Source organism: Nioella nitratireducens (assembly GCF_001879715.1).
GTDB lineage: Bacteria > Pseudomonadota > Alphaproteobacteria > Rhodobacterales > Rhodobacteraceae > Nioella > Nioella nitratireducens.
The window spans coordinates 1-5,357 of the sequence record NZ_MNBW01000047.1 but is presented as its reverse complement, the minus strand read 5'-3'; the positions used below and the strand labels follow the sequence as shown (position 1 = coordinate 5,357).

Annotated in this window: 3 protein-coding genes, 1 tRNA gene and 1 pseudogene; 2 read left to right on the top strand and 3 right to left on the bottom strand. The window is 63.4% G+C overall.

Annotation, left to right across the window (positions count from 1 at the left end; genetic code table 11):
• Both BKY27_RS20455 and BKY27_RS19305 read right to left on the bottom strand, forming a co-directional pair.
• Window positions 1-511: pseudogene (locus BKY27_RS20455) on the bottom strand (hypothetical protein); the annotation flags it as partial.
• 224 nt (window positions 512-735) lie between these two features.
• Window positions 736-812 (bottom strand) — tRNA-Arg (locus BKY27_RS19305).
• A gap of 126 nt (window positions 813-938) precedes the next feature.
• Between BKY27_RS19305 and BKY27_RS19300 the strand changes: the two genes are divergently transcribed.
• Window positions 939-2,015: a LacI family DNA-binding transcriptional regulator gene (locus tag BKY27_RS19300; protein ID WP_324610031.1), complete on the top strand. Its 1,077-nt coding sequence runs from the start codon at window positions 939-941 to the stop codon at window positions 2,013-2,015.
• 85 nt (window positions 2,016-2,100) lie between these two features.
• Window positions 2,101-3,291: a GSCFA domain-containing protein gene (locus tag BKY27_RS19295; RefSeq protein WP_071676087.1), complete on the top strand. Its 1,191-nt coding sequence runs from the start codon at window positions 2,101-2,103 to the stop codon at window positions 3,289-3,291.
• Window positions 3,292-3,455: 164 nt separating this feature from the next.
• Here BKY27_RS19295 and BKY27_RS19290 read toward each other — a convergent pair whose 3' ends face one another.
• Window positions 3,456-4,868, bottom strand: coding sequence for an L-serine ammonia-lyase (locus BKY27_RS19290; protein ID WP_071676086.1), 1,413 nt, complete (start codon window positions 4,866-4,868; stop codon window positions 3,456-3,458).
• Window positions 4,869-5,357: the final 489 nt, after the last annotated feature.

Genomic DNA, 5,357 nt, shown 5'->3' with positions numbered 1-5,357 from the left:
TGGAAAAGCCCGGTCGCCTTCGAACGGAAAGTGGCCTAAACGAGCACTTGGGGCGGCACAAAGACGTGACAGGTCCATTCCCGCGCATGCGGTCAGGCGGATAGGCGACCAGAATCTTCTCAACCTCTATATCCTCCGCCGACTCGCGCTCGCGCGTAGGAGGTTTATGGATGGTTTTAGGATGGTTTGGGGGCCGTGGTGGCCCCGGTACCCCGGCCACTGTGGTCCCCGTTCCGGGTCCAGTCCGGACGGGGTCCACTGTGGCCCCCGTCTCAATCTCGGGCTCAGCCGTCAGTTCCAGCGCTTCGATACGGGCAAGATCGATCCGGTAGACCACCGTGAATCCATTCTTGCACCCCCGCGCGCCGGTCTCGACCAGGATGCCTTCCTTTAAGAAGTCACGGATCGTCCGCTTGACGGTAGTCTCGCCGAGCTCCGTATGCCGCTGGATGGTCCCTTTCGAACACCATATGCCCGACCCATCATCCGAGGCCTTGTCTGCCAGAAGCATGATGATCTGCTTGCGCGTCGCACTACCGAACTTCCGCTCCGCACACGCATTCGCCACCCGCCAGCTCATCGGATGGCCTCAAAAGCCGCACAGACGTACGAATTTTGTACAGGTTTTGTACGAGATTTCGGTCGTTTTCGGAGAATTCGGCGGAAAACGAAACGGGCGTTTCTGCACGCTCCTGCAGAACCCCTTGCAAATAAGCCATATTTTTCAGGCGTTTTTGGCGACCCCGGCAGGATTCGAACCTGCAACCTGCCCCTTAGGAGGGGGCTGCTCTATCCAGTTGAGCCACGGGGCCGACCCAAGCCCCGTTCTGCGCAATTCCTGCGGCGCTGACAAGTCGCGGCTGCCCACTTTCCACAACCCGTTTTCAGGTTTGGACAAGACGGGCGGAACCGCGTAACAGTTTTTGTTACCGCAACCATTGCAGGAGCTTACCGAATTGCCGCCAAGACCGACTGATCCGGGCCGCCCCCAACTGACCCTGCGCGACGTCGCCGAGACCGCCCGCGTGTCGGAAATGACGGTCAGCCGCGTTCTGCGCAACCGGGGCGACGTGTCTCAGGCGACTCGGCAACGGGTGCTGGAGGCTGCACGGTCACTCGGCTACGTGCCCAACAAGATCGCGGGCGCGCTCGCGTCGTCTCGCGTGAACCTTGTCGGCGTGGTGATTCCGTCGTTGTCGAACATGGTGTTTCCGCAAGTGCTGGCGGGGATCTCGGATATTCTCGACGACACGCCCCTGCAACCGGTCTTCGGCGCGACCCACTACAAGGGCGAGCGCGAAGAGGAAGTGATCTACGAGATGCTGTCGTGGCGGCCCTCGGGCATGATCGTCGCGGGCATCGAACATTCCGACGCGTCCAAGGCGATGCTGGCCAATTCCGGTATTCCGGTGGTCGAGATCATGGATGCCGACGGCGACCCCATCGACTCGATGGTGGGGATCAGCCACCGCGCCGCGGGCGCGCGCATGGCCCGCGAAATCCTGTCGCGCGGGTATACGCGCATCGGCTTCATGGGCACCAAGATGCCGGAAGACCACCGCGCCCGGAAACGGCTGGAAGGCTTTGAAGGCGTGCTGGATGAGGCAGGCGTCGCCCTGGCCGACCGCATCTTCTATTCCGGCAACTCGGGTCTGGGCAAAGGCCGCGAGATGACGCAGGAAATGCTCTCGCGCCATGATGACCTCGATTTCCTCTATTATTCCAATGACATGATCGGGGCGGGCGGGTTGCTTTACTGTCTCGAACAGGGCATTCGCATCCCCGAGGACATGGGGCTTGCAGGCTTCAACGCGGTGGAAATTCTCGACGGCCTGCCAATGCGGCTGGCCACGATGGACACGCGGCGGCTGGAAATCGGCCGGGCTGCGGCCGAAATCATCGCTGCCCGCGTGGCAGGCGAGGATTGCGATCACATCATCACCATGGATGCGGGCTTCGACCCCGGCGAAACCATGCGCGCGGCCCCGAAGGACGGGACATCCCCCCTTTTGTGAAAAAGAAGATTCATTTTTCCGCCTGACCTGCTACGATTCCCCCAAAGACGAGGGCAAATGCCCCGGATCGAGCAAGAGGCACCCCATGACCAAGCTGTTGGACCCGTCCGCCGTGACCAAGGCGGCTGACCGCATCGAAGGCAATGAATCCACCAAGGACGGCCGCGTGCACCAGACGTGGTTTCGCGGATCGAAAGGCAGCCGCCCGCCCAAGGCGATGCAGATGATGCCGGAAACCGCCGTGATGGATTATGTCCTGCAAGGCTGGACGCCACCCGCCCCCTGCATCGACGAAACGACCAAGGTCACCGCCTTCGGCAGCTGCTTTGCCGCCTATATCTCGGATTGGCTGGCCTCGCGCCACTACAACGTCCTGACCCGCAATTCCGACAGCAACGCCTATGTCGTCAGTTGCGGCGAGGGCATGGTCAATTCCTTCGTCATTCGCCAGCAATTCGAATGGGCGTTCGAGGCCAAAAAATTCGAGGCGCCGCTGTGGCACGGCTACAAGGCCGAGGAATTCGGCTATGATGAAGACGTGCGGCAGGAAACCCTGCGCCTGTTCAACGAAACCGATGTCTTCATCCTGACCCTTGGCTTGTCCGAGGTCTGGTATGACGAGCCCACCGGCGGCGTCTTCTGGCGCACCCTGCCCAAGGATAGATACGACCCCGAACGCCACAAGTTCCGCGTATCGACGGCGCAGGAAAACACCGAGAACCTGCGTGCCATCTATCACCTGATCCGCAAGCATCGCCCCGATGCCAAGATCATCCTAACGCTGTCTCCGATCCCGCTGATCACGACGTTCCGCGACGAAAGCTGCATCAGCGCCAACAGCGTGTCCAAGGCCGTTCTGCGCGTCGCCATCGACGAGGTGATGCGCGAATTCAAGGACGAGGGCCATATCTTCTATTGGCCGTCCTATGAAATCGTGGCCGATATCTTCACCTACCCGTTCAAGGAAGATCGCCGCCACCTGCGCAAATCGGTCCAGGATTTCATCATGATGGCGTTCGAGCGCGTCTGGTGCGTCAAGGCCCCGACCGACCATGAATACCTGCGTCAGTGGCTGCGGGCAAAATCGGCGGCGGGCCAGATCCACGAAAATGTCGATGGCGCCATCGGCAATGGCAACCTGTCCAAACTGCGCCACATGCTGAACCGCAACCGGATCAGCGAATTCAAGGTGACCGACGACAAGGCCAAGGACCTGCTCCTGCGCTTTATCGAGGAAGAAGAGCGCCTACAGGCCAACGCCTCGGCGGCAGAGTAAACCCGGCGCAGACAGCGGCCCGCACGCTGTCTGCCGCGCGCGCCCTGCGCCGGCTGCCATGACGCCCGTTCCATATCCCCGTCATGCCCGTGAAAACGGGCATCTCGCCCCACGCCCCCCTCACCACAGCCTGGGATCGCAGCGCCACCGCCCGCACATCCGCCTCAACACTCAGGGATATTCACCGCCAGCCCGCCCCGGCTGGTTTCCTTGTAGTTGTCACTCATATCCATGCCGGTCTGACGCATCGCCTCGATGCAATTGTCCAGCGGCATGAAATGTTGCCCGTCGCCGCGCAAGGCCAGCGACGCGGCCGACACGGCCTTGATCGCGCCCAGACCGTTCCGTTCGATGCAGGGCACCTGCACCAACCCCGCCACCGGGTCGCACGTCATGCCAAGGTGATGCTCCAGGGCGATCTCGGCGGCATTTTCGATCTGCTCATTGCTGCCGCCAAGGGCAGCGCACAGACCTGCCGCCGCCATGGCGCTGGCCGAGCCGACCTCGCCCTGACAGCCAACCTCGGCCCCCGAAATGCTGGCATTGTGCTTGATCAGCCCGCCAATCGCCGCCGCCGTCATCAGGAAAGTGCGCCGCCCTTCCTCGCTCGCGCCGATGCAATGGTCGCGGTAGTAACGCAGCACAGCCGGCACCACGCCCGCCGCGCCGTTGGTGGGCGACGTCACGACCTTGCCCCCCGCCGCGTTTTCCTCGTTCACCGCCATGGCGTAAACACTGAGCCAGTCGTTCACCACATGCGGTTGCGCGATGTTCTTGCCGCGCTCGGCCAGCAACTGCTCGTGGATGGCCTTGGCACGGCGCTTTACCTTCAACCCGCCGGGCAGGATGCCATCCATGCGCAGCCCCCGGTCGATGCAATCGTCCATCGCCTGCCATACGGCATCCAGCCGCGTCTTGACAGCCATGCGTCCGCCATGGGTGGCCTCGTTTTCCCATTTCATCTCGGCAATCGACTTGCCCGAGATCTGCCCCAGCCGCAGCATTTCCTCGGCCGATCCGAAAGGAAAGGGATAGCCCTGCGCCTGTTTCTCGGCATGCAGCGCCTCGGCCCCGCCCTGATCGGCCCCGGCCAGTTCCGCCGCCGTCACCACGAAGCCGCCGCCGACCGAGTAATAGGTCTCTTCCATGTAAAGATGCCCCGCCGCATCGAAGCCGCGCATCACCATTCCGTTGGCATGGCCCGGCAGCGGCGGCCCGAAATCGAAGATCACGTCGGCCTCGGGGTCGAACCTCAGCGCGGGCAAGCCGTCGGGCTGGATCACCTTGGTGTCGCGCAACCGCGCCTCGGCGGCTTCGGCTTCATCGGGGTCGATTGTGGCAGGCACGAAGCCCAACAGCCCAAGGATCACCGCGCGGTCCGTCGCATGCCCCTTGCCGGTGAAGGCCAGCGAGCCATGCAACGAACAGGACACATGCGCCACCTCGCCCGCCCCCGGCTCGCGCAGGCCGCCTCTCAGCGCCTGCAAGAACCGGGACGCCGCCGTCATCGGCCCCATCGTGTGTGACGAGGACGGGCCGATACCGATCTTGAAGATGTCGAAGACGCTCAGGAACATGGGGTCGCTTCCTTGGGTGGGATCGGGGCGAGACTAGCGGTTTTTCGGGCCAAGCGCTTCGGGAAACCGACGCCCCGCTTGCTGCCACCGACCTGCCCGAGTCCCCCTTCACAGGATTGCCGCCTTCGGCGTCAACCGGCCGGGGGGCGCTGCCCCCCGGACCCCCCGGAGTATTTTCACCAAGAAGAAGGAGGGAGAGGGCGAAAACGGCCAAACCGGTGCACGGGGGGTGCACCGGGGGTGTACGCGGGGTGCACGGGGGGCGACGGGGGGTTTTGGGGGATCGGGGGAAAATTCCCCCGCGCCGTGGGACCATGGCGCGGGGGGCTTGGCGGCTCGGGCGGGGTCCAGGAAAGCCCGTGCCGCCAATGGGGGACAGCGGGGTCTCGCGCCGGTCCGGAGCGCGGGGGTGGGCGCGAGAAAGCCGAGTGGGACCAGGGGGTTGGCGCTTACCAGCCGTATTGGATCAGCATACCCGTCTGGCAGCCA